General features: G+C 46.9%; 20 protein-coding genes and 1 riboswitch. Of the genes, 5 read left to right on the top strand and 15 right to left on the bottom strand.

Going from position 1 to position 23,771, the window contains the following annotated elements; genetic code table 11:
- Window positions 1-15: 15 nt before the first annotated feature.
- From VP98_RS06450 to VP98_RS06470, 5 genes are all read right to left on the bottom strand, one after another.
- Window positions 16-651: an S-layer homology domain-containing protein gene (locus VP98_RS06450; RefSeq protein WP_052712158.1), complete on the bottom strand. Its 636-nt coding sequence runs from the start codon at window positions 649-651 to the stop codon at window positions 16-18.
- A gap of 34 nt (window positions 652-685) precedes the next feature.
- Complete coding sequence (locus VP98_RS06455) at window positions 686-1,681, bottom strand: Ig-like domain-containing protein (RefSeq protein WP_046174512.1); 996 nt, start codon at window positions 1,679-1,681, stop codon at window positions 686-688.
- 25 nt (window positions 1,682-1,706) lie between these two features.
- Window positions 1,707-1,797: riboswitch (cyclic di-GMP riboswitch) on the bottom strand.
- A 157-nt stretch (window positions 1,798-1,954) separates the two neighbouring features.
- Complete coding sequence (locus tag VP98_RS18255) at window positions 1,955-3,634, bottom strand: DUF4855 domain-containing protein (protein WP_052712159.1); 1,680 nt, start codon at window positions 3,632-3,634, stop codon at window positions 1,955-1,957.
- A 137-nt stretch (window positions 3,635-3,771) separates the two neighbouring features.
- On the bottom strand, window positions 3,772-4,686 hold the full coding sequence (locus VP98_RS06465) for an LCP family glycopolymer transferase (protein WP_046174513.1): 915 nt from the start codon (window positions 4,684-4,686) through the stop codon (window positions 3,772-3,774).
- An 18-nt stretch (window positions 4,687-4,704) separates the two neighbouring features.
- Window positions 4,705-5,070: a DUF2500 domain-containing protein gene (locus VP98_RS06470; protein ID WP_046174514.1), complete on the bottom strand. Its 366-nt coding sequence runs from the start codon at window positions 5,068-5,070 to the stop codon at window positions 4,705-4,707.
- A 152-nt stretch (window positions 5,071-5,222) separates the two neighbouring features.
- Here VP98_RS06470 and VP98_RS06475 point away from each other — a divergent pair, with 152 nt between their 5' ends.
- Window positions 5,223-6,278, top strand: a complete 1,056-nt coding sequence (locus VP98_RS06475) for an acyltransferase family protein (RefSeq protein WP_046174515.1) — start codon at window positions 5,223-5,225, stop codon at window positions 6,276-6,278.
- A gap of 1 nt (window position 6,279) precedes the next feature.
- Here VP98_RS06475 and VP98_RS06480 read toward each other — a convergent pair whose 3' ends face one another.
- Genes VP98_RS06480 through VP98_RS06495 form a run of 4 tightly spaced genes read right to left on the bottom strand, consistent with a single transcriptional unit; the run spans window position 6,280 to window position 8,924 of the window.
- Complete coding sequence (locus VP98_RS06480) at window positions 6,280-7,467, bottom strand: glycosyltransferase family 39 protein (RefSeq protein ID WP_046174516.1); 1,188 nt, start codon at window positions 7,465-7,467, stop codon at window positions 6,280-6,282.
- A gap of 22 nt (window positions 7,468-7,489) precedes the next feature.
- The gene (locus tag VP98_RS06485; RefSeq protein WP_046174517.1) at window positions 7,490-7,858 is read right to left on the bottom strand and encodes an EamA family transporter; all 369 of its coding nucleotides are present in this window, start codon (window positions 7,856-7,858) and stop codon (window positions 7,490-7,492) included.
- Entirely contained in the window at window positions 7,855-8,214 is a 360-nt protein-coding gene (locus VP98_RS06490; protein ID WP_046174518.1) for a DUF2304 domain-containing protein, read from the bottom strand. Before VP98_RS06490 ends, VP98_RS06485 begins: the two co-directional genes overlap by 4 nt.
- A 23-nt stretch (window positions 8,215-8,237) precedes the next feature.
- Window positions 8,238-8,924, bottom strand: coding sequence for a glycosyltransferase family 2 protein (locus VP98_RS06495; RefSeq protein WP_046174519.1), 687 nt, complete (start codon window positions 8,922-8,924; stop codon window positions 8,238-8,240).
- Window positions 8,925-9,312: 388 nt separating this feature from the next.
- On the opposite strand from VP98_RS06495, the gene VP98_RS06500 reads away from it, so the two are divergent.
- On the top strand, window positions 9,313-11,367 hold the full coding sequence (locus tag VP98_RS06500) for a methyl-accepting chemotaxis protein (protein WP_052712160.1): 2,055 nt from the start codon (window positions 9,313-9,315) through the stop codon (window positions 11,365-11,367).
- 358 nt (window positions 11,368-11,725) lie between these two features.
- On the opposite strand, the gene gloA2 is transcribed toward VP98_RS06500, so the two are convergent.
- Both gloA2 and VP98_RS06510 read right to left on the bottom strand, forming a co-directional pair.
- A complete protein-coding gene (gene gloA2 / locus VP98_RS06505; protein ID WP_046174520.1) occupies window positions 11,726-12,112 on the bottom strand; it encodes an SMU1112c/YaeR family gloxylase I-like metalloprotein in 387 nt (128 codons plus the stop codon).
- Window positions 12,113-12,240: 128 nt separating this feature from the next.
- Window positions 12,241-12,624, bottom strand: coding sequence for a Rok-like winged helix domain-containing protein (locus VP98_RS06510; protein WP_156151330.1), 384 nt, complete (start codon window positions 12,622-12,624; stop codon window positions 12,241-12,243).
- A gap of 262 nt (window positions 12,625-12,886) precedes the next feature.
- Here VP98_RS06510 and VP98_RS06515 point away from each other — a divergent pair, with 262 nt between their 5' ends.
- Window positions 12,887-13,477, top strand: coding sequence for a TetR/AcrR family transcriptional regulator (locus VP98_RS06515; protein WP_046174522.1), 591 nt, complete (start codon window positions 12,887-12,889; stop codon window positions 13,475-13,477).
- 191 nt (window positions 13,478-13,668) lie between these two features.
- Window positions 13,669-13,926, top strand: a complete 258-nt coding sequence (locus tag VP98_RS06520; protein ID WP_046174523.1) for a ribosomal protein L7/L12 — start codon at window positions 13,669-13,671, stop codon at window positions 13,924-13,926.
- 42 nt (window positions 13,927-13,968) lie between these two features.
- On the opposite strand, the gene VP98_RS06525 is transcribed toward VP98_RS06520, so the two are convergent.
- Window positions 13,969-14,727, bottom strand: a complete 759-nt coding sequence (locus tag VP98_RS06525) for a hypothetical protein (RefSeq protein WP_046174524.1) — start codon at window positions 14,725-14,727, stop codon at window positions 13,969-13,971.
- A 6-nt stretch (window positions 14,728-14,733) separates the two neighbouring features.
- Window positions 14,734-18,501: an AAA domain-containing protein gene (locus VP98_RS06530; RefSeq protein ID WP_082087877.1), complete on the bottom strand. Its 3,768-nt coding sequence runs from the start codon at window positions 18,499-18,501 to the stop codon at window positions 14,734-14,736.
- Window positions 18,502-18,773: 272 nt separating this feature from the next.
- Between VP98_RS06530 and VP98_RS18260 the strand changes: the two genes are divergently transcribed.
- Window positions 18,774-19,487: an SH3 domain-containing protein gene (locus VP98_RS18260; protein WP_052712161.1), complete on the top strand. Its 714-nt coding sequence runs from the start codon at window positions 18,774-18,776 to the stop codon at window positions 19,485-19,487.
- A gap of 79 nt (window positions 19,488-19,566) precedes the next feature.
- Here VP98_RS18260 and VP98_RS06540 read toward each other — a convergent pair whose 3' ends face one another.
- On the bottom strand, window positions 19,567-21,786 hold the full coding sequence (locus VP98_RS06540) for a family 10 glycosylhydrolase (protein ID WP_046174692.1): 2,220 nt from the start codon (window positions 21,784-21,786) through the stop codon (window positions 19,567-19,569).
- Between the two features lie 424 nt (window positions 21,787-22,210).
- A complete protein-coding gene (locus VP98_RS06545; protein WP_197076564.1) occupies window positions 22,211-23,566 on the bottom strand; it encodes a LamG domain-containing protein in 1,356 nt (451 codons plus the stop codon).
- Between the last annotated feature and the right edge of the window lie 205 nt (window positions 23,567-23,771).

A 23,771-nucleotide genomic window follows, 5' to 3' on the forward strand; every position in this document is an offset into this window, starting at 1 on the left:
AACCTATATACTTCATTAATAAATATCAATTACTTCAAAGTCTCCCGGCACAGTATCTTCATTTCCATCCACCCGATAAAGGAAAACAGCAAATTCACCGCGTGTAATGGGCAATGTTGTTCCAAATGAAGAAGGTGATTTCCCGAGCGTTACTTTATTGGCTGTAAGTGCCTGCACGGCCGCATCATACACAGAGGATACATCTTTAAATTGATGATCAGCTGTTCCCTGCAGTTTATAAGCTCTTACCAAAATAAGAGCCATTTCTCCGCGTGTTAATGTTTGATCCGCTCCAAACAGCGCAGATGATTTACCTGATACAATACCTGCTTTTGCTAAAGCACTGACTGCTTTTTGGGCACGGGCCGGCACGTCTTTAAAGGTGGAAGATGAAGCCGCCTCCAGATCGAGATTTAGTGCTTTTGCCAGCATAACCGCCGCGTCCACACGTTTAATTTTTTGTGTTACGCCGAATGTTCCATCTCCCAGGCCCGAAGCAATATTTTGATCCGTCACATACGTGACCGCGTCTTTATACTGGGAGGACACATCCGAAAAGGATGCTGCTTGCCCACTAGAAAATGATGCCGCAAATAATGCGCCGGCCACAGCAGCTGCAGCCATCGCTTTTATTCCTTTTCTTTTCTTCACGAATATTCCTCCTGGTTTGTCTGTCACGTTACATTTAGTTTGCGGAAACAGTGAAGTTCATTTTCACTGATTTTTTTAATTCCGTACCGTTTGTTTCATTTATGTCCTTACCAATGTAAAGTGTATATGTCTCGCCTTTTGTATAGGGCTGGCCTGGTGTAATTGTGACCATCCGGGCAGCTTTATTGTAGGATACTGTTGTTTCGACTAAATTCTGCGCAGAATCAAGAACAATAATATCTAAATCAGACAGACTGGCCTCATCCAGGCTTTTACTGAATTTCACTTTCCACTCTTTTCCGGTGTCTTTCGTTTTAGCCGCCTTTTTTTCCTCTGCTTTATCATCTGCTTCAACTTTTTGCTTTACATTTTCCTGAATGGCTGTAAGAGAAGCTAAAACTGTGTGAATGTCTTCCTGCAGAGCAGAAGTCCGGTCACGGCGCTCAGCCACGTCTACTCCCTTTGATTGAAGACTGTCAAGACGTTTGGATACAGCAGACAACCGGTTTTGAAGGGCTTTAAACTTGCCGGCGTAGCCAGGGTTCTCCTTCATACCCTCTTCAATTTCTTCTACTTCCTGTTCAATTTCTTCATCTGTTAATTCATCTTCTTCCACAGCTTCCTCGTCTGCCGGATTCTCACCATCAGATACTTCTTCTGTGTCAGCCAATGTGCTGGCCGGTTCTTCCTGCGCGGCCTCTTCATTTCCTGCTTCGTCAGTCACCGGCTCTTCTGCGCTATTATCATCATTTGCATCTTCGCTTTGATCATCTGGTTCAATATCATCTTTATCTTTTTCGAGATCAGCCATTTTTGCTTTATAAGCTAAAATCTTTTCTTCAATTTTATCCAGCTGCTTGTCAACAGACTTCAGCTGCTGAAGCTGGCCTTTGTTTTCGCTTTGTTTATCCTGCACTTTCTCGCTCTGCCCCGCATTCGGACCTGCTTTTGGCGCAGCATCTGCTGCAGTTGAAAACAGCATTCCCGCAGCCAGCACCGCAGCGGCGGCCGGTGTTATTTTTTTGTACATTCCCTTTTCCTCCTTTATTTTGGGCAATGGCAGCTGGCTGGCATAGAAAATAAAACCCTTCCTTAGCCCCTGTAGCTTTGTGACGCTATATTTCTATAGCTGTACCCTTATTTGCTATTATTCTATGAACCTAGTAAAAAATATATAGGTACTTTTGACTAAATTTATATTAATAAGTACATTTTTTCTTTTATTACAATATTATCCTTGATTTAAAAACCCGCAGAAATGTACGTATACATAACGTTTCTGCGGGTTTTTCCTACTCTTTCATTAATACATCATTTGATAAAGCTCATTGTATAAATCATTGTAGGTTTTATTATTGTACATTGCCATCCGGCTGACCATATCCGTTCCCTGATACATAATCAGGCTCTGGCCCGGCAGGCGGTAACGGCTGGCCATCTCCAGGTAATCTCTGAAATTCGCTGCCCCGCCTGCAATTTGATGCGGTGAGTACGAGTCAATTTCAATATTAATGCCGCTGCCGTTAATCTGCGCCCGCAGGAACGCCTGATGAAGGCGTGCTTCTGTATCCTTCAGGTCGAGGCGAAATGCATTCGGCTGCAAATAAGCTCCATCGAAACCGTATACCTGCCAGTTTTCAAAGTTCGTGGATGTGGCGTGCGGTGAGTAAATAAACGTTTTGCCCGCTTTGTGAACAGCTGCAGCAGTTTGTTCGACCAGCTGTTCATCCTCAAGGGCGACGACTGTTTCATTCAGCCAGTAATAGCCTTTGAACGTCAAATTGGTATAGCCCGCTGCTTTCCATTTGGCTTCAACCTGCTGGCGGTACCAGCTCACCAGCTTCTGGCGTTCTGCGAGCGTGTTCTTGACGCTTGTTCCCGCCGGAAGTACAATCGCTTCTCCGCGCTTCGGATACGGAATCGACAGATACACATTTGGTTTTTTGCCAAGCGCTTTTGCATCCCGGTTCAATTGATCAAGCGCGCCGCCTTTTGCAAAGGTACGGTCCGCATACCATAAAAATTCCTTGTAGTTTGCTTCATTCCCGGGCGATTCTGCAAATTCACCGGTGCTGCTGTATTTGCGCCCAGCAATTAAAAACGAATCAAACATTGTTCCCTGGTAGCCGGTGCCCTGCTTATACGCTAAATACGGCTTGAAAAAACCGGAACTGAAGGCAGTACTGTTTTCCGCGCCATTGTAGATAATCACACCATTTTTAATGCCGGATTTTGTCATAGCCTGCGGCTGCTGGGCATAAGACATAAGCGAATTGCTGACCGGATGCACGGTTGCGCCCGCGGTCTGGACTGCTTTTTGGATGGCATCTGTTTCATTTTTGTAGGCGGCAATCGTTTTGCCGTTTTGCTTTACCGCATATTCAAGCGGCTCGCTGTAAATGCGCGCTAAAAACGTTGAGAACTGGGCCCGGTTTACGCTCACATCAGGCTTAAAGGTACCGTCCTTGTATCCAGATGTAATATCATTTTCAGCAATGGCATCAATATATTTATAATAAGCATTGCTTCTGGCCACATCTTTAAATGAAGAAGCGCCTTTTCCTTTATAGCCATAAGCGACCGCAATAACACGGGCCATTTCTTTTCGGCTGAGAGCTCCCCCGGGATTGAATTTGTTTCCGGACAGAGTAAACAGCCCTTTATTGGCCGCCGCCATCATTTCATTGTAGCCGCCCATCGTCGGCTTTACATCAGACGGCTTCACAGACGGACTCGCCGGCTTTTGCCATTTCAACGCGCGTACGACCATAATGGCAGCGTCTTTACGTGTTAATATTTGAAGCGGCTGAAACGTCCCGTTCGAATAGCCTTTAATGACCTGCTTGCTCGTTAAAAAGCGGATTTCATCATGAGCCCAGTGGTCACGCGGCACATCTTTAAAGCCCGCTGCCTCCGCCTGGTTCGGCAGGAAGCCGGCAAGCAGTACGACAAAACTAAATAACAGCATCCATGCTTTTTTCATTCCTTTATCTCCTTCAAAACATGATTAGGTCTATTTTATCATGACTATCGTTCTGATCAAGAATTTTTTGGAAATAATAAAAAATCGCCTGAAAGCCGATATTTCGGCTTTCAGGCGATTATCTTTTTTAAAGCTGCTTATTGCTGAAGAGCAAGATGTTCTTTCAGCAGGGCTGACAGCCGCTCCCGTTCTTCTTCAGAAACAATATAGTAATAGACCCCATCTATCTTTTGTCCTTCTCCCTCGATCGATTCCGATTGAATATTATTCCGGGCACTGCCATAGTTTTTCTGAATAGAGGCAATTTCACCAAGTGACAGGTTTGTCTGGACGTTATCGCCAATTGTACTTAGTATATCTCCGTATTTCAGCAGCATAGCAGGGTCTGACCCTTTGTCAATGACCCCCTGAATAACCTGGCGCTGGCGTGCCTGGCGGCCAAAATCGCCGTTTGGATCCTCGTAGCGCATCCGGGCATAATTCAGCGCTTCCGACCCATTCAAATGAAGAGATCCTTCAGCAAAGCTGTCGCCGCCATATGAAAAAGCAAACTCATTTTCTACATCTACCCCGCCGACCGCATCGACCATTTCCTGCAGACCTTCCATATTCATTTCGACGTAATAATCGACCGGCACGTCCAAAAAGTTTTCAACCGTCTTGGCAGCCATATCTATCCCGCCAAATGCGAAGGCGTGGTTGATTTTATCCTCTGTTCCCTTCCCCGCAATTTCAACGCGGGTATCACGCGGGATGCTGAGCATTTTTACCGAGTCGTTTTGCACAGACATTAAAATCATTGTATCCGAGCGGCCTCCGTCATCCTCGCGTTCATCCACTCCAAGCAGAAGCACGGTAAATCCTTCTTCTTTATCAAGCTCTACTTCCTCGGTCCGCTTCTCACTCGTTAAATCCTCGCCGCCCAGCGCCTGCTGAACAGACTGGTAAATATAAAAAGCAATGCCGGCGCCCGCCAGCAGCAGAATCAGCAGGCTGGCTAAAAGAAATTTTCTCAGTTTGCCTTTTTTCTTGCGTCTATCTCTTCTTCCCATACGTTTTTCTTCTCCTTTTCATTCACTAAGCCGTTTAAATTCTTTATATCTCGTTCCCTGATAAACTAGCTCCCCGCGGTCACCTTCCGCGGTCATTCCATAGGTTTTTCCACTGACCTTCAATTCAATCCGTCCGCCTGTTTCTTCATCCTCATAAGTGACAAAATAGCGTGTCCGCGCTGCCGAATCGCCCGAGCCTCCGCTTATCTCCGTCCGCTTTCCCGTAACCACCGCCTGTATGATTTCCTCCGGTGCTTCATTGTTCCTGTTCCATTCCATTAAGCCCTTCAGCCCGGCAACAAGAATAGTCCCTATTACAATGAGGAAGATTGTCGTTATGAACAAAGGAGCAAATCCAAATCCATCACTCCATAAAGATACCATATTTCTCCGCCTCCCATCCGTTTTATTATACGGATGGGGGGGGGTAAAGCGTTTCACTTCATGGGCTGCTTGATGGTTTTTAGATGCATTTTGCTTTTCTATCCTTCTTCCGATACACTAAAACAAGAGTTTGAGAGGGAAGGAAACACATAATGAAATCAACGGTTGAAGAAATTTTTTTGATTCGGGCTATCGCCTGCTTGTGTGTTGTGCTTATTCATGCGCTGACGGTAGTGGTCTGGAATTTCCCGCCTGCCTCGGAGCAGATCCGGTCTATCATGATGTCCGGCCAGCTGCTGCTTATGTTCGCAACACCGATTTTTGTTTTTATTTCAGAATTTATTCTTGCCTACAATTATAAAACAGCGGTCCCAAGAGGATTTTTCGGAAAGCGGCTTCGCTTTATTTTCATTCCGTTTGTAGTCATGGCCGTCTTTTACGCCTGGCTTTCCGCTTCTCCTGACGGCATGGCTGCTGTATGGGAGCGGATAGGAGAAAACCTGTTTCTTGCCCGCTATCACGGTTATTTTATTTTGATTATTTTTCAGTTTTATTTGCTGCATGCCCTTTTCGCCCGTTTTCTGGCACGCCTTTCTCCTGTCCCGGTCATCACTGTTTCTCTTTTCATCAATGCGAGCTATTTAAGCTTTTTCCATTTTACGGTTCCGGCTCTGCCGGCGGATCTCTGGCGCTTTTTGTACTGGATCCCGTTTCCCGGCTGGCTTGTTTATTTTGTGATTGGCTATTATGCGGGACTTTATTTTGAAGAATTCCAGCAGAAAGTAAAACGTTTTAAGAGCTGGATTTTATTGTCCTGGCCCGTGACAGCCTCCATCGTTTTATTCGTTCATCAGAGTGGCCTTATTACTGAAATCAGCTCAAAGCGGATTGATGTAATGGTGCTGACCATCAGCACCATTCTTCTGCTGTTTTTAGCCGCCTTTTATGTAAAACGGGTGCCGGGCTGGATTATTTTTATCAGCCAGTATTCATTCGGTATTTATCTGCTTCACCCGTTTGCGCAGAAAGTCATTCAGTGGCTGGTAAAGCCCTTTGACTGGAGCGGCCACCCGGCGGCACTCACTGTTTTGCTATGGACTGGCGGCACTCTCATTTCAATTGCACTGACCGGCATACTCAACCGCCTTCCACTTGGTGCTTTTATCGTCGGAAAAATAAATAAACCGAAAACAAAATCCGCTGCCTGAGTCAGCGGATTTCGTTTTGTTTTCTTCTTTTTAACGGTATCGACTTTACGAAATACCCGGCAAAAAGCAGATACACGGGAATAATGGGCGCCCGGTACCGCTGGCCGCCGACAAGCAGGCCGAGTGAGGTCATGGCCGCAAAGCCGGCAATATACAGTACAAGAAAGGCGAGCAGCCATTTATCGATGCCGCTTCTCCAGAAAGCAAGGAGGACGCCGGCGAGTGCAAGGATGAGTGTAATCGTATCGATTGCAAAAATCCCTTTAAAAAACAGCCCCATTTTCAGCACCATGCGTTCAACCATTGCCAGAGGCTCCGCCAGAATGTAGCTGAATGCTTTTTCCTTCAGTACACTGCTTCGTTCTGAAAGCGTGAGGCCTTCATACTGAAAATATTCCGGCTCTACAAATTGGTCCAGCCGTGTTGACGCATAAAAGTCCACCTTTGTCTCGGGGTTATTGGCGATATACAAATTCTGGCCGCTGTAGTTTTCCAGCGTCACAAACGTTCCGTGCAGCGACTGATTATAAAATCCGTTCAGTCCGAGCAGCACTGCCGGAATCGCAAAAAGAACAATTGTCCACCGTTTTACTTTCTTCGCCGCCGCAAACAGCAGCCATAAGCCAAACGCCAGGATGAATACGTACATCAAATGCGGCCGGTATAAAAGGCTGAGGGAAAGCACGAATAAAAGTACGGCAAGCCAGCCGGCTTTTTTTTCTTCTTCGAACAGCCGGATCACTACATACACAACCGTTAACAAAAAGGTGACAAACAAGGTTTCCGTCAGCAAGAACTGCGGCCCGTTCAGCAGCAGGACGGGATGGATGGCATAAAGCAAGCCGCTCCATAATCCTGCAGCCTGGCTTTGAAACAGCTTTTTCCCGATAAACGCAAGAAACACGCCATTCAATCCGTAGACAATATACTGAAACACCATATATGCCTCCGGCTGATCAAACAAAAATACAAATGGCGCGATGATGAGCGCAAACAGCGGCGGAACAATAATGTTTTCCTGCCTCACTGTATTAACAAGGCCATTGCCCGAAACAACATTTTCAGCCAGGCTGTAATAAAGCTGTCCGTCAGGCGAAATCGTCATGAACGGCGTATTCGTCCAGGCCAGCCAGCCGATTAACACCGCTTCAGTCAATATAAATAATCCTACATACAGTAACCGGTTCATCTCATTAAACCCTTCTTTCTTTTCACCGGAGCTCCGATGCGCCAATAAGCGATACGCCGATCATAATAAAAAGCACGCCCGCTATTTTCCAGAAGGTTACCGCTTCGCCAAAAATAAAAAAAGAACCAAATACAGCAATAATATAAGCCAGCGATTGAAGCGGATACGCTGTGCTGAGCGGCACCTTTGTTAAAATAAACAGCCACAGGACCGTTGCGAGCCCGTACATAACCAGCCCTGTAAAAATATAAGGGGTGAAAAACAGGCGGATAATCGAAAAAACCGATGAAAACGCCTCTGTCTGCTTTTCCATTCCGTACTTCCATAAAAACTGGCCGCTTACTAAAATAAGCGTATTGAGCAAAACCAGCAATAAATGAACCATATTCATGAGCCTGCTTCCTCTTTCCGCATTTCTTCCATTTCTTTTTTTAAAAAAGCCACTTCCTGCACAAGCACCCGTGTCCGCGCTTCCTGCTTTGACAGCAGATGGGTATGATAAATCAGCAGGGCCAGCACAATCAAAAACGCGGCCAAATAAATAAGCGACGGCATATACGAAACACCAATCGAAGCCGCGAAACGGTTCAGCCATGGCAGCATAAAGCTCAGCAGCACGCCGATCAGTGAAAAAGCGAGCCACATAAACGCATACTGGTCCGTCAGCTTGTTTTTCGCCGCCATAAACACTGTCAGTAAAAACAGCAGCAGCGCCGAGCCGGTCACAATGATCTGGATGATATCCATAAGGTTGATATCCTTTCTTATTTTTATAAATAAGAGCGAATAAGCGACAAAAAGGTCACTTTCGCCATGTAATAAACAGACTTCCGTGCATTGATCGATGAAACGCCGCCCTGGCGCGCATTCATTTCCACTTTTGTTTCCCGGATTGTATACTTTTTGCGGGCAAGCTTTACAAGCACTTCCACCTCCGGGTAATCAACCGGATAGTCATGCGCAAACCATTCAATAACACGCCGGTTCACAATCCGGTAGCCCGATGTCGGATCGGTTACCCGGATGCCGGCGATAAGGCGCAGCAGGTAATCAAAATACAAAATGCCGATTCTGCGCGATAAATCCCCTTTATAATTTGTTTTTTCCAAAAAGCGGGAGCCAATCAGCATATCCGGCTGAAGCCGTTCCATTTCTTCTATTAAATGCTCCAAATCTTTCGGATTATGCTGTCCGTCCGCATCAAGCTGAATCGCATAACGATACCCATGGCGTTCTGCATACCGGTAGCCCGCCTGCACCGCTCCGCCAATCCCCAGATTCACCGGCAGTGAAATATGCGGCACGTTATACTCCTGCAGCAGCTGTCCCGTTTTATCCAATGACCCGTCATTTACTACTATAAAATCATAATTGAATTTTTTTAACTGATCCACCGTTTGCAAAATAGCCTGCTCCTCGTTATAAGCAGGCACAATGATGAGCACCTTCGAGCACATGTTAACTCCCTATTCTCTTATTTTGTCCACCCTTCATTGTATCAGAAAACTGGCGGGCCAAGTGATGTTTCTTACTAGATTCACTTCCACAATTCTACAATTCTATTAGTAAGGCGGACATTCTGTTCGTCTTTAATTAAATTTTCAAAAGAGAGAAAATTGATTGATAATTTCACGCCGTATTGATTCAGCACTTTGAATAGTCTATCATACCCAATAGACGCTCTCGCACTCCTGCCATTCCATTACTAAAATGGCAAAAACATTGATAAAAACATTCGTTAGCAAAAGATTTATGTAATATTTTATGACACGAAATTCACGAAATGAAACGATACATAGTATGTTATACTCAATACTTTTTTACGACGAAAGAAGGAATTCACCTATGACCATTCAACGGAAAATCATTCTCCTCCTTGTTTTATTCAGTGTGCTGTTAACAGCCAGCTCCAGTGCTCTGCAGTGGATGGAAGCCCGCATATTAAAAAAAGAAATGGACGCTGCTGCTGTTGATATGAACGAAAACTCCCAAAAAAGCGTGGAAGAAGAACTGGTCAAGCTGGCATTAAACATTTCCAATCATTTGCTCTCATTGGAAGACCAGGTAGATGACACCATGCTGAACGCCGCCTATACGCTCCAGCAAATTGATGCTTCAAAAAACATAACAGCAGCGGATCTGGAATCAATCGCAAAACAAACCGGCATGACGGATCTTTATATAACCGACCGGACTGGCGCTTTCACGCAGACGACGGAAAGTGCTTCGGCAGGCCTGAATCTGTTTTCATTCGATGAGAAATACCGCTCTCTTGTTACCGGCGAAAGCACCATAATTACCGAGCCGCTGAAGCTGAAGCAGGAAACGCTGGAGATCTTTAAGTTTATACTCATCCCGCGGCTGAATGGGGAAGGGGTTATTGAAACGGCTCTGAACGCAGATCTACTTGAGACTTCATTGAAAAAATACATTCAGGATGGAAACGGCATTGAAGCCATTTATTTGGTCAACCGGGACGGCCTCGTCTTGACCGAAACCTCGAGAGAAAATGAATCATCTGACTGGAAAAAAGGAGAAACAGTTGAAAGCAAAGAGATTCAATCGGTATTTGCGGACGGTAAGCCGCAATTCATAATGAGCGGTAATAAAGCCGAGCTTTATTATCCAATTGTAAAAAACGAAGAGTCCGTGTATGTATTATCTGTGCAGATTGATACAGCACCATACTTTTTAAACGCTTCGATTGCCGAACAGGCATTAACGGACGCTGAGCAAACCCTTACTTCCGGCATTATTCAATCGATTATCATTTCTGCCGTGATTGCTGCCATATGTGCAGTCCTCTTCGTTTTGATCATAAGAAAAAGCTTAAAGCCGTTAAAGGTGATTGCCGCGCAGGCAGAGAAAATAGCTTCGGGTGACTTAAGAGTGAAGGAGCTGTCAATCAAAAGCAAGGATGAAATCGGCCAGGCAGCGGCTTCCTTTACAAAGATGACAGAGAATTTAAGACAGCTCCTTACGCAGGTATCTCTGCACACGGAACAGGTAGCCGCTTCATCAGAGCAGCTGACAGCAAATGCAGAAGAAATGAGCAGTGCATCCGAGCAAATTGCCTCCACTGTTCAAAATGTCGCCTCTGCTACCGGCCATCAGGTACAAAGCGTAGATGAAATGACCCGGACAATCGAGGAAATGTCCAGCGGAATTCAGCATATAGCCGACCGCTCGGATCATATGTCAGTCAGTGCCGAGCAGTCACTCCGCAAGTCTGCGGAAGGAAATAAATCCATTCAAACCGCTGTAAATCAAATGAATTCTATACAGGATACAGTGCATCAAACAGCGGCATTAATAGAAGGGCTAAGCGAGCGGTCCAGCCAGATTGGTGGTTTTGCCGGAGTGATTACCCAGATAGCATCCCAAACGAATTTGCTGGCGCTAAATGCGGCGATTGAAGCAGCGCGGGCCGGACAGCACGGCAATGGCTTTGCGGTCGTAGCCGAGGAAGTCCGGAAATTGGCCGAGCAGTCTTCCGAGTCCGCTGACCAAATTAATCAGCTGATTACACTTACTCAAACGGAAATTGCCCGTTCGGTTGAATCGATGAAGCAAGTGACCGGGGAAGTATCACAGGGGATTGACACCGTTTACCACTCCGGCCTGTCATTTGAAGAAATTGAGAAAGCCGCCACAGAAGTATCCAGCCACATTCAAGCTGTTTCCTCGGCAGCAAAGCAGCTCGCGCTTGGAACGCACCGGGTTAATGAAGTGATTGAAGCGGTGAAAAGGAGTTCCTATGAAACAGCTGCCAGCACCCATCTGGTCTCCTCCTCAACAGAAGACCAGCTCGCAGCCATGCAGGAAATTTCCTCATCCTCCGCTTCTCTTTCCTCTATGGCCGAAGAGCTGCAGGTGTTAACTGGGAAATTTAAAATGTAAAAAAACCGCCCTGGACAAGTTCCAGGCCGGTTCTTCGAGTATTTACTCACAGCTTTTTCTGCTTCAATTAACCCATAAACTCTTTTCTATTTTACGATAGCAGCTTTACCCATCCAAAAAAAGAAATCCATAAAGGAATACTCAAGCCAACTCCCCACTGCAGCCCTAAAAATAAACCGCCTTCTTCCCGAATATGCTTCATGAGGGTTCAGCTCCCTTTCTATGAAAGCGTTTTCTATATTATATCCATTTGTCCCATTTCTTATACATGAAAGAACAACCCGGCAGAAAACAATCGGGCTGTGCCTGATTTATCCGTTCAGGTCAGGTACTGCGCGGAGAAGCTCACTGGCAGCTCTTATTTTTCATACAGCTCTATTGGCAGCCCGTCCGGGTCCGCAAAAAAAGCAAAAGCTTTTCCCGTTACAGGGTCAATGCGGACAGGTTCTACCTCTATTTCCTTTCTCTCAAGCTCCCTGACGGCTTCCGCTATACTCTCAACCTCAAAAGCGATATGCCGAAGCCCCCTTGCTTCCGGATAACTGGGCCGTTCCGGCGCATCCCTGAACGAAAACAGTTCAATTTGATAAATTCCTCCTACCTGTAAATCCAGCTTGTAAGAGTCACGATCAGCCCGGTACGTTTCTCCCAGCACTTCTAAACCCAGCACCTCCGTATAAAAACGCTTCGACTGTTCATAATTTGAACAAATAATCGCTACATGATGAATTCGTGTCAGCTCCATATGTTCTCCTCTCCTTCTTAATAAAAAAACACCGCGTTATAGGCGGTGTGAGCGTGCAGACAAAGTTAGAAAGCATTTGCCGGCAGGCGGAGCGGAGGCTTTGTTACCTGGCTCCGCGTTTCAGCACATCAATCAATTCCATACTCATAAATATATAAGCCTCGCCCCAGCTTTCGGATCCGTTTATACTCTGGCTCCAGTGCTCTCATAAATGCGCTCATATTGGTAATTTTCCTGCCTGACTCCTGCTCCACAAAGCGCTGGATTTCTACGGCGCGGACCGGCACTTTCTGTTCTTTTAAATACGCAACCGCGAGCTCCCGTAAACCTTCTACGCTTCTTTTCGGGCGGCGGCTTCTTCCTTTTTCCGGGCTTTTCCCCGTGCCGCTTTCTAAGTCCTGCAGCCGTACACGCAATTCCTCCCGCTCTGCCTGCAATTCTTCCATAATCTTTGATTCTATACTGTCAATCTGGCTCAACCGCTTCTCAATCGCTTTTTTTTCATCAAACATCACATTCACATTCTCTACATGCCTTTCTTTTAGAATATATACAGCGAGTTCCATTATTTTCTACTACTACATAATAACATAAAACAGTGAAAAAAGTACTACTTGAAACTACATCTTAGTTAATTATTTTTTTTGCGGTTATTTCTGCCCGATGTAATTGTTTTTTTTTTACAAATTGTAATAACGGAGCTGCTCATATAAAATAAAAGAATACATACCAAAGAAATTATCGTGAGTATTGTAGTTAGGAGAGACAGAGGATATGGCCCAACGCGGAAGAAAAAAAGGCTCTAACGGAGAAGAGAGCCGCGCGCTGCTGCTGCGCATCGCAGCAGACGAATTTGCCGAGAATGGCTACTATGAAACAAAAATCAGCGATATTGTAAAAAAAGCAGAGGTGACACAGCCAACTTTTTATTTATATTTTAAAAGCAAGGAAGCGATTTTCGAGGAGCTTGAGGATCTCTTTCGCGCCAGGCTGTCATCACTGACCATGAACAGCCTTTTAGAGGAAGGCTTAGATGAGGCCTCACTGCCTGAGCGAATAGCAGACGGGCTTTCAGCGATTTTTCACTTCTTTGCCGAGAACCGCAGTCTCGGGCGGATCGGCTTTTACATTTCCCCTCTTGCGGCTGATATTAAAGCGCAAATGGCCGATCAAATCGAACAAAACCTGTTCAAAGAAGCAAAATCAGGCTATTTTCATGAAAATGCCGATATGGGTATTGTAGCTGCCAGTCTCGTCGGCGCTATTGAATATTTAACCGCTGCCAGACTCTGGACCGGTGCAAACACCGCAGATGAACTGGCAAAAGAAGTCGTCAGCATAATTTTGTATGGATTAAAAAAATAAGAAGCAAAGGAGCGCCCTTTTTTCACATGCTTTGCCAGTGTGAGAAGGGTGTTTTTGTTTTTTGTTTGACTGTCTCATTCTATTACAGCTCATAACGATATTATAACAATTGATCAAAATTGGATTACATGTCTCTTTTTCCATTTTTTATCTGTTACACTGACCTTGAATTGAAAAAAGGAGGAAATGATATGTCGAGCGCTGTTTTATCCTTTATTACCATCACTGCTCTATCCGCCATTATCGGCGTACTGCTCAGCCGAAACAAAAATGCCCGTCAGCGGCTGCTGATGGATGCCGGGCTGGAGAAGGAAGTCCATGCCATGCTTGAGCAGAGTCAGGACAAAATCGCAGCTGTCAAACTGGTCCGCCGAAAAACCGGAGCCGGCCTGCTGGAAGCCAAACAGTTTGTAAACCGTGTCAAGGAGAACAAGGGGCCATTTTCATAAAAAAGAAGCAGGCGGGAGAATAGCCCGCCTGCTCTTTCATTTTCAAGAATCGCTTTTTTCCTCGGATCGCAAATACGTTTCCCGCCATTCCACCCGCTCCCGCTCTTCTATCTGCTTTTCCAGCGCTTCATCCCAGCGCTGCATCGCCGTATTCCAGACACGTGCAAAAAACAAATCCTGCTCCTTATGATACAAGCGGAATTCCAGGCAGGGAACCTGTTCTGCTGCACTTTCCTCAAAGCCGGCAACCTGCGACACAATGGTCTGCAGGCCGTCTTCCCCGGGTTCTTCCTCTCTGCCAGCCAGTGCCTGCAGCAGGTCCTCCGGCTGTACGGCCCGGCCGCCTGCGTAACGATACAAAGGCAGGTCTTCCCCTGCCTCCGTTATCCGGCATTCCGGCCAGACAGCGCCGTGAGCCGGACTGTAAAACAGCTCTGTTTCTTCTTCCTCCAGCTCTTCTTCCATAATGCCTTTTTCCAGATGCTCCCGGCCTTTTGCGGTCAGCTTGTAGCCGGTACTTTCCATGTGAATCAAACCCGTTCGCTGCATTTTATTGATTAAATCGGCAATAAACAGCTCTTCCACTAACAGCATCTCCGCCAGATTGGCGGCCCGCCGGATATCCGCTTTCTCAAAGGCAAGCAGGAGCATTTTCATCAGAATGTCCATCTTGGACCGCCGGACCCGCTTACATGTCACGCTGTACCGGGTAACCGGCAGCTGCCAGGCAGCCGAATCTTTTATTTCAACAGCCGGGTTTTCCAAAAGAATGGCCCGAAGCTGTTTTTCAAGTTTTTCCATTCCGCTTTACCTCCTGCTTTCCTGCAGGACCCGCAGGCCGTTTTGTTTTTTCACTGTGTCCAATACATGCCGGTACATGTTGCGTGCCGATGCCTGCTTCGTCCGCTCAGTAAACATTTTTGTGCTGCCGATTAAAACAAGCAGCTCTCTTGCCCGTGATAACGCCACGTTGAGGCGCCGGTAGTCTTTCGCAAAGCCGATGTCGTCCTGCCTGCTGCTGTGATTCCGCACCATGCTCAGAAGAATCACATCCATTTCCATGCCCTGAAACCGGTCGACGGTTCCTGTCCGAATAGTGAGATGAGGCAGCTGAGGCTCCTGCTGAATCAGGCGGTCGAGCCTTTTTACCTGCTCTCCGTAAAAGCTGATCACACCAATGCTTTTTTGGTCATCCAGCTTCATTCTTCCCGCCTGCTTCGCCCCGGCGGCCGCTTCATTCAGTTCCTTCAGCACTGACCCGATTTCCACGAGTTCAGCCGGGTTAAACAGACTTTTTCCGCCTTTCATCCGCTCTTCAAAAAAAGCGGGCTCATTCGGCATATCGAGCCAGAGCAGGTGATTATCGCGCTTCACAAGCGGCGACTCCAGCAGATGGTCACGGGCGGCATCCGAATCCGCCAGACCGCACTGCAGCCGGTCGTTTTCCTGCTCATAAAACGGCGTAATGGTCTCCATAATGCTTTCATGCATACGGTACTGGATAGCAAGCATCGTCTTATTGCTCTCCGGCAAGTTTTTAAACAGCCGTTCAAACAGCGATTCCTGCAGCAGCTCCTTCAGCTCCGCTTTCCCTGCAAACTCTCTGTTTTCCTCCGCCATTTCCTGCAGTGTTTCTTCCAGCGTATCATTTCCCAGAAGCGGCGGCAGCTGATGGTGGTCGCCGACTAAAATGATTTTTCTCCCCTTTAGCATCGGCAGCAAAAGCTCGGGCGGTGTCGCTTTTGATACTTCATCAATAATGACCACATCAAAAACAGGATAGTTATCCATAAAGTCTTTTCGTGCAGACGCCACACATGTTGTGCCGATCACATTCGCGTGCTTCACATACAGCTTGCGGATCTCATCCAAATCGTGTTCGCTCGCTTCATGAAGCAGCGACAGCCACTCGCCCTGAATGGCCTGAAAAAGCGGAAGCTTCTGCTTTTCCTGCTTTAGTGACTCGCGCGTAAACGAAAGGCTCGCCAGCTGCTTTAACAGCTTTTCCTGTTCCTGCTCCGGCTCAGTGAGCAAAATCTCATGTAGAGGCTCAAGCTCCTGTTTCTTTTCCTGGACCGCGTCTGTCAGCTTCTTCTGCTCTTCTTCTTTTTGGGCAAGCTGCTGCTTGGTGTCCGTGTGCACAGTCTCTTTCTGGACCAGCTCCTGCCGCTCCGCTGCCACCCGCTGCTCAACTTGTTCGTACTGCTTCATTTTCTTTTCTAACAGCAGCGCTTTTGTTTCATTCTGGCCGAGCACTTCTGCTGCATCGGGAATCCGTTCGGCTGACGCAGCCAGCTGCTCATATTTGCTTTGAAGAACCGCCAGCTCTGTCTGCCGTTTCTTTACATCCTGAAGCAGCTCCTGATGATAGTTTTGAGCGGAACGCTGTTTTTCGGAAAGCTGCCCGGCCACTTCCTGCTTTAACAGCTGAAATATTTCCCGGGCTATATCTTTATAAGAGTCATATGGCTTTAACCGTCTGGCCCTTCTCCAGACAAACTCCCTCCGGCTGTACAGGCCTTCTAAATAAGCGGCCAGCAGCTTCGGTTCGACTCGGGGATTTCCTTTTAACCGGCTTCTCAGTTCATCGAGGTACCGGTCAATTTGAACAGCCGTATAAGCAGAAGGCACCTGCACAGCCCGCTGCTGCAGCTGATCAAAAGAAACGCGGTAAGGCGCCAGCAGCTTCTCGACATAAGAAACAGCCCGGTTCAGCTGGTCGTTATACGCTTTTAATTTAGACAGCTGGTTCATTTCTTCACGGATATCATCCAGCCGGCTTTGCAGTTCCATAATACGCGGTGACCGCTTCATATTTTGTTCTAGCATAAGCCATTTTAAGCCGTCGATCCGCTGCACTGAGAAAACTCTGGCGTTTACCGCCTCTGCCTGCCGCAGAAGCTCCGCCTGCTTTTCAGCTTCGGCTTCTGCTTTTGCAATGGCCTCCTGCTTTCGGTGAATTTCCTGTTCCAGTTCCTCACAGGCAGCCGCTTCTCGCAGCTTTTGGATGGCCTGCTGAACCATCTCCCATTGTTTTTGAAGCTCCTCAATGTCCGGTTCATTCTGAAGAAACGCTTCATCTTCTTCAAGCGACTCACGCAGCTGCCAGATGGCCTGCTCCATTTCCAGCACCTGCTTTTGGAGGATCTCCTGCGTTTGTTCTATTTCCTCCATCTGCTTCTGAAGCCCGGCAATAAACTCCTGGCTCTCTTTGTATGCTTTTTGGGCATTCTTTTTTGCTTCAACCGCCGCTTTTATTTGCTCAAGAACGGGCTGGAGTTCTTCCAGCTCTCTTTCATTGGCAGACCATTCGGCTTCGATTTCCGTCTCTCGGACCTTTCGTGCTTCGAATTGAGCAGAAACTTCTTTCAGCGTATGGTCCTTCCAATACTGTCCAACGTTTTCTTCAATAAACTTCTTGCCTTCTTCTTCAATACTTTCTGTACGCCCGACCCGCAGAATACGGATATCCTTATTGGCTAAAAGCCGGCCAAGCGCATTATCGACTGCGAGATTAGACTGTGACGCTACCAGCGTGCGCAGACCCGCTCTGGCGTTTTGCAGACATATTTCCGAAATCACCGTTGTTTTTCCGGTTCCGGGCGGTCCCTGAATCACGTATAAATCTTCTGCCGCCATCGCACCCGCGACGGCTTTTTTCTGAAACTCGTTTAACCGGTTGTGAAAAACCGGTTCAGCCTGCTTTTTGGGCGGCCGAACCGGCGGCTTTTTCTCAAATAAAATCCGTTCCAGATCCGGATTTGCCGCAAGGCCGTTCTCGAGATGCTTAAACCCCTGCCGCAGCCGTTTCACCTGGCTCAGTGCCGCAAAGTTGCTGAAGATAACTTCTTTCTGGACCGGATTCAGCTGCTGCCGGCGCGCCCGCTCCGCCATCGGCCCGCTCAGCTCTACTTCCACCGTGCCGGCTTTCCGGCTGGCTTTGAGCACCTTGCCAATGTCCTGATCGATTCCTTTTATCTTCACACTTAAATCCTTTAGCGATTTCCATTCCGCTTCCTTCAGCTGGCAGCCGGACAGCACGGCCCGGCTGAAGTCGCCATTAAAGGTGAGACCCGAATAACGCGCGGTTATATCCGGAATATCGGCATCCCGCTCCTGGATCGTCAAATACCCTTCCCAGCTCGCAATTCGTTTTTTGACATACGCTGAACTTTCCTGCGCGACCGGCATGTCATGAATCAACCCAAGAAGGCCGGACGGTACGGATATTGCGTTTGGATCAAACGTGATAAAGGCCGGACGGCGCCAGTTCGTCTGCACAGCAGTGCGGCCTGATCTTGTTGTGATATTTGTGACAATCAAACGGTCTCTTTCCACCACGCAGTGCAGCACGATAACCAGGCCGCCGCTTTTCTCAGCCAGCCGCCTGTTCTCCAAAAATAGAGCCGCGGAAAGCAGCCGGTCCGCCTGCTGGGGATACTTTTCAATATAAACCGTAAATGATTCTTCCAACGAAAAAAACGAGCGCTCCTCCAGCCCGAGCTCCCGCATCTTTGTTTTTGCTTTATTGGTAAGTGCCAGTGGGCACCGGTATGTGTTCATGCTTGTTTTGATCACCTGTTCACCTGCTTTATTTGACCCTAAAAAGCTTTCTTATTGGATTATAGCACAGAAGGATAAAGAAAGGGCTTCTGTAAGCGGCTGTTTTATTATGGGTTTACATTACCGCTGCCTCCTTACGATTAACTGTTGTTTTTGCGCATATATATACTGACAGCCCCTGTTAAGCAACGCAAAAATCCTTCTTCAATATTTTGAAAACAATCCTTCTTCTTCCAGAGCGGGCGTGTTATGATAAGAGCAAAAAGAGGGCAGGAGGGTTCTACATGAAGGGAAGGAAATTGGTTTATTTTGCGCTGGCGTTTATTTTTGTTTTGGCTTCAGTATTTCAGACGCAGCCCGCTCCCACAGAAGCAGCCGCAAAAACCGGCTACGTGAGCATCAGCAGCGGCAAGCTGAATGTAAGAAGCGGCCCGGGATCAAGCTATAAAGTAATCGGCTCGCTTTCCAATAACGCGGCTGTTACCGTTTCCGGGCAGACGAAAAACGGCTGGTCGCAAATTACGTACAAGAAAAAACGTGCTTATGTCGCTTCAAAATACTTGCGCATGTACAGCTTTTTAATGGATAAAACAAAAGTATATACGTATAAAACAAACGGCGTGTCCTATACACATACGTATGAAGGAAAAAACAACGGCTGGGATGAATGGCGCGATTCCTCTACCCGCGGCACATTTGTGATCTCAGAAAACAGTAAGGGCTTGTATCTCGGCTGGCCGGAATCCGAATACTACACAGAAATCTCCTACCCGCTGAAAAGCGGAAAAACATGGAGACACGACTTTGACACGCGCATCACCTACAAAATCACCGGCACAAACGGCACAGTCAAAACACAGGCCGGCACCTTTAAAAGCATCACCACGGTTCAGTCAAGCGAGGGGTACATCAACTACTACGCTCCGAAGATCGGACTGGTCAAACAGGTATACAGAGGGAAAACCGTTTCTGAGCTTGTGAAGCTGGCGAAAAAATAACCGTTTCAGCACAAAAAGAACTGCCGGGCGAAAAGCCCGGCAGTTCTTTTATTTCTTTCTATCTGTCCATGAGATCTTCTTAATTTGTTAAAGAAGACTGGGGAACAAAACCAATGACATTGGAAGCGGATTTTACAAGCACCCAGCTTCCCACCTGATAAGCGATTTGAACCTTTTCCTGGTTTTGAAGCACTCCTGTCTGTGCATACTTTTCAGAAGGCCCTTTTCGTACAGGCAGAGATTCCATATTTACCTGCATTTCTCCGTTGAACGAAACCGCCGGGCTGTTGATCCGCAAATTGTAATCAACCGCCCGCGCCAGGAAGATCGCAAAGTCGGCCCGGATGATGCTGAGATGCCTGCCAAACTGTCCGTCACCCATTCCCTGGGCAATGCCTCTTGTGAGCAGTGCCTGCTCCGCCCCGGAAACGGCACTGCCGTATTCATAGCCAAACGCTCTGCTGATCATCAGAGCCATCTGGCCGCGTGTGACCTTCTCATACGGCTTAAAAGATCCGTCTTCATAGCCCGTAAGAATCTCTTTTTCCACTGCTGATTGAATGTAGCCCGAGGCAAACATACTTGCATTTACATCGCGGAACGTGCTGGTCCGTTTTGTCCCGTCGAGATTCAGCGCCCGGCCGATCATTGCCGCTGCTTCAGCACGCGTAACCGTCTGGTCTGGAGAAAAATAGCCATACTCATCGCCTTTGACAATGTCACCCTGTGCGAGGAACGTCACTTCCTTGTACGCACGGTGGGCAGAAGGCATATCGTAAAAAGTGCCATCGCCCGCCGGCTGGCCTCCTTCCCGCACCACAAAGGCGTCTTTGCTTTCAACACCGGACGCGGACAGGGATGTTACACCATACGTATACATACCGCTGGACTGAGCTGTTTTATCGAGAAACACTGTATTCCCGTTCGTGTTATACACAACATCAATAATGTTCCGCGGGTCTTCATAGGAACCTTCTTTATTTCCTGCAAAACGGTAAATCACATATTTGCGCGGCTGCTGGCCGGCTTGTTCTTTAATGGTGATCGTTCTTCCTGCCGCTTCCTTTTTCACCTGAACAGAAGCTGGCTTCGAAGGAATAGCTGAACCCTTCCACGGCACTGCCGGCGTAACAGCCGTATAATTGTACAGCTGCTGCTTCACAATTGTGGCATAGCCCAGTGCATTCCGCTGAATGCTTTTCAGTGAAAAGTGCATTTGTCCTTCTGCTTTGCCCGTCCGGTTTGCGGATATTTGATTCGGCAGCTCCATTTTATTATTCCACGTTGAATCAGAGTCATTGCCTACCTTGTAATCGGCCATGCCGATATAAAGATGAACCGGGTGAACCTGCGCATACGTGCTGACTTCATGGCTCCACCAGTTCAGAAGCGTACCATACCTCGCCACAGCCAGGTTTCTCGACCAGTAAATCTGCGGCGTAATGTAATCAATCGTCCCGTTTTTAATCCATGTTCTTGTATCAGCGTACAAATCATCGTAATTATTCACGCCGGCCCGCGTGTCGCTGCCCGTCGGGTCCAGTGATTTATTGCGCCATACACCAAACGGCGAAATGCCGAATTGAACATGCGGCTTTGTCGCCTTAATCGCCGAATATAGATTCTTAACAAGCTGATTAACATTATTTCGGCGCCAGTCGTCTATATTCTTAAAAGACGCGCCGTATTTTTTATAAGCCGCCTGGTCAGGGAAAACTTGATTTTGGAGTTTATACGGATAAAAGTAATCATCCATATGAACCGCATCAATATCATAATTGGATACCAGCTCTTTTACGGAAGCAATTAAGTAGTTTTGCACCTCGGGAAGGCCGGGATTCAAGTAATACTGCTGACCGTACTTTACAACCCAGCTCGGGTTTTTCCTTGCCGCATTGGTAGACGCAAGGCTTGTCAGTGACTGCCCCGGCATCGTCACACGGTAAGGATTCATCCATGCGTGCAGCTCCATCCCCCGCTTATGCGCTTCATCGACCATAATCTGCAGCGGGTCGTATCCCGGATTAGTTCCCTGACTTTTTCCTGTGATATACGCAGACCACGGAGCGAGCTTTGATGGATACAGGGCATCATTTGTCGGCTTTACCTGATAAATGACCGTATTAAACTTGCTCGCTTTCAACCCATCAAGCGTCTGGCGCGCCCAGGCGGTGTACTGCGCTTTACTCATGCCCGCCTTCATATCGCTGTTTTGCACCGTCGCAATCCACGCGGCGCGCATTTCCCGCTTTGGAAGCGTGCTGGCCGCTGCTTCAGACTGAGGGGGTACAAGAGACATACCTAAAACAAACACTATCACTGCACAGAGGACTGCTTTTAATCTACTGCTTTTCTTCACTTTGCTGCCTGCGCCTCCACGAACTTCTTTAAACATACTTTCTTCAACTTATTTCCTCCATCTACTTTTTTACCATCATACGACAAATAGCAGTCTAATTGGGAATTATTATTAAAAAATCACAAAAAGTTAACAAATCAGCAGGAAAAATAATAGTTTACACTGTGCTGGAAGTCCCGTATTTTCCAGATGCTATTTATAAAATAACAGAATGATATAACCTTGATTTAGTAGATCACCGGCCAAAACGGATTGAACAAAGAAAGAAAAAACAGTTTCTGGGCTGGTAAAGCTGACAGGAAAAGATGGAGACACAGGAAAAAGGCTGCCGAATAGAAACTCGACAGCCTTATGACCAGCTGTTTTAGTTTTGAGCCGGGTTGTACAGTGATTGAATTTCAGCTTCTGTTAGAGCGATGTTATGCATTTGAAAGTCATCCAGTGTGCCATAAATCGGATACCAGTCCGTACCGAACCTTCCAATTGTCAAGTCCTCTGAATTCGCTGATGTAAAATTAAATGACTGTGCAAAGTTCTCATTTGAAACTCTTTCTCCATTTATAAACATCTTCATATTGTTTCCTGAAATCACCTGGGCTACATGAACCCAGTTTCTTTCAGTAAATTCAGCTGGTTTGCTGACAGATTGTCCTTGCTCGCCTACATTCAGGTTGATATTCCCGCTGCTAGTAGTTAAATAGCTGAATAAATCTCCGTCTTTATCATGCCTTTTCGCGAAAATAGCATGTATCCCCTTATCCACGGTTCTACCATTTCCATCCTGGCCTTTATAACTATCTATTCTAACCCAGTAAGCCACTGTCATTTCCTGGCCAAATTGCAGTGATATATTATTTCCTACACTTATCCAGGTTCGGTTGTCAACGCCCTTGAATTGAATTCCCTGGCCCACTTTTCCCGGGACATATGCTACTCTTGCCGGGTTCTCGACAGTACCATTATTGTTGTAAATCGAGCTGTCTGCTGTGTTGCCTTCAAATGATAATTGTAAAACCTGTCCGCTCGCTGCCACATGTTTAATTTCAGAAGCAGGCTGGGCAGAAGAGGCTTTTTTTCGAATATGAATAAATTTGCCTCCTGAACCCGTTGGTATATTATCGATGGCTGTACTGCCTGTAAGCGATACAGCAGCCGCCTGTTCCCAGGCACTGTCCGTGCTCAAAATGTCTGGATTTTGATCGATTATATATTCATAACTTTCTCCATCGGTTAAGTTCGTCAGTTTTGTTCCATTCCCGGTTCCTTTTGCCTGTAGCGCTGCCGGGGCGGCTGCGGGCTTGATATGAGCATAAGCTGCTTCAATAAGTTGAATGTCTGAAGCTAACCGGTCCGTTGTAGCGCTTTTTCTAACGGCTATCCTATCACCGATGTTAACCGGGAGGCTGTCTACTGATTGACCAGTAATTTTGGTCCAGGCAGCCGCCTCATTGATTTTGTACTCCATTCCCGATGATACGTCCGATAATTTTACTGTTCCGCTTAAAGTTCCCTGCCCGATTGAAGCATTTGGCGGTTCTTCAGGAGCCGTTATCGATGCAACTATCCTCTGGTTTACGGTATTTTCTTTTTCCCTTACATATACTTTTCCTTCTGCAAAGTTAACGGCAGTGCTGTCTCCTGTGCAATCAATCCAGGAACCATCCCGGCCATTCGTTGAGTCGACACTGTACTGCATATGAGAAGTAGTGCCGGTCAGCAAATTTGCTGATACATCAATATTTACATTGTTTAAATTAAGGCTGTTTCCATCTTATACCCTGCGGCTTTCGAATGGACCTTCACCATGCAGGCGGCTTTCACCGCACACGGCGATCCGTCAGCAACTCTTTCTTCGCTTCCCCCAAGAAGCCATCGTTTTGCTTTTTCACTTATTTGGGGAATAAGCTTTTTGAGAATCTGCTGCT

Origin of the sequence: Domibacillus indicus, from assembly GCF_000970685.1 — a bacterium.
GTDB lineage: Bacteria > Bacillota > Bacilli > Bacillales > Domibacillaceae > Domibacillus > Domibacillus indicus.